At 40.5% G+C, this 1,269-nt stretch carries 1 pseudogene; it reads left to right on the plus strand.

Going from position 1 to position 1,269, the window contains the following annotated elements:
* The first annotated feature begins 74 nt into the window (after positions 1-74).
* Positions 75-1,253 (plus strand): annotated as a pseudogene (locus tag RMY00_RS36010) (IS630 family transposase).
* Positions 1,254-1,269: the final 16 nt, after the last annotated feature.

Raw genomic sequence — 1,269 nt, forward strand, 5'->3', positions numbered from 1 at the left:
CTAGTGGTTTGTCTCATAAGTTCTGCTGGGTTAGAATTGAAACAGAGAGTTGAGCGATCGCAGATCAGAAGAGTATGCCAAAAAAGCACATAGTAAAGCTAACACAAGAACAGCATCAACAATTAGTTGAAATAGTGAAAAAAGGAAAAGCAACGGCGCGAATGATTCGTCGGGCGCACACTTTACTCATGGCTTCGTCAGGTGAAACAGATGAAGCGATCGCCAAAATTTTACACATAAGTGTAGCCACAGTGGAAAGGACGCGGAAACAGTTTGTCCAAGAAAATTTGAAAAATACTATAAGCGAGCGTAAGCGTCCTGGAAAACCACGTAAGCTAACGGTCAGTGCAGAGGCATTTTTGATTGCTACCACTTGCAGCCAGCCACCAACAGGACACCAACGATGGACATTACAATTGTTAGCTGACAAGCTAATTAGTCTAGAAATGGTAGATAGTATCAGTGCCGATACAGTAGGACGCACATTAAAAAAAACTTGACTTTTGCCTTGGCTGAAAGAACAATGGTGTATCCCACAAGTAAGTGCAGAATTTGTCTGCTGTATGGAAGATGTACTAGATTTATATGCTCAACCAATTGACCTAAAACGTCCATTGGTGTGCTTCGATGAAAGATTGTGCCAATTAATTGGGGATGTTCATCAACCGATACCACCAACACCAAAAACAGAAGATAAACCCGGAATAGTGGAAAAAGTTGATTATGAATATGAACGCAATGGCAGTTGTAATCTATTTGCTTTTTTAGCCCCATATTTAGCATGGAGACATAATTATTGTTACTCCCCGAAGAACTAAAGTTGATTTTGCTTATTGTATGAAAGATTTGGTTGATATTCATTTTCCAGATGCGGAAATAATTCGATTAGTAATGGACAACTTAAATACGCATACAATCAGTGCTTTATATCAAGCATTTACCCCAGAAGAAGCAAGGCGAATCGCCAAAAAATTAGAGATTCATCACACACCAAAACATGGCAGTTGGTGAGCCAGTGCGTTGGGCGGGTTCCCCGACTTGAAGCAACTGGCGAACCCGAAGGGTTAAACATGGTTGAAGTACTTGTGCGCCAATGTCTTCAACGAAGAATACCCGATACCAAAACTTTAGAAAAAGAGATTTCAAGTTGGGAATGTGAACGTAATATAAATAAAGTTTGTGTGGATTGGCGCTTTCGTACAGAAGACGCTAGAGTTAAGCTTTCAAAGATTTACCCAACCCAGCAGAATTAATGCGACAGACCACTAG

This window comes from Nostoc sp. ChiVER01 (assembly GCF_034531155.1).
In the GTDB taxonomy this organism is placed as follows: Bacteria; Cyanobacteriota; Cyanobacteriia; order Cyanobacteriales; family Nostocaceae; genus Nostoc.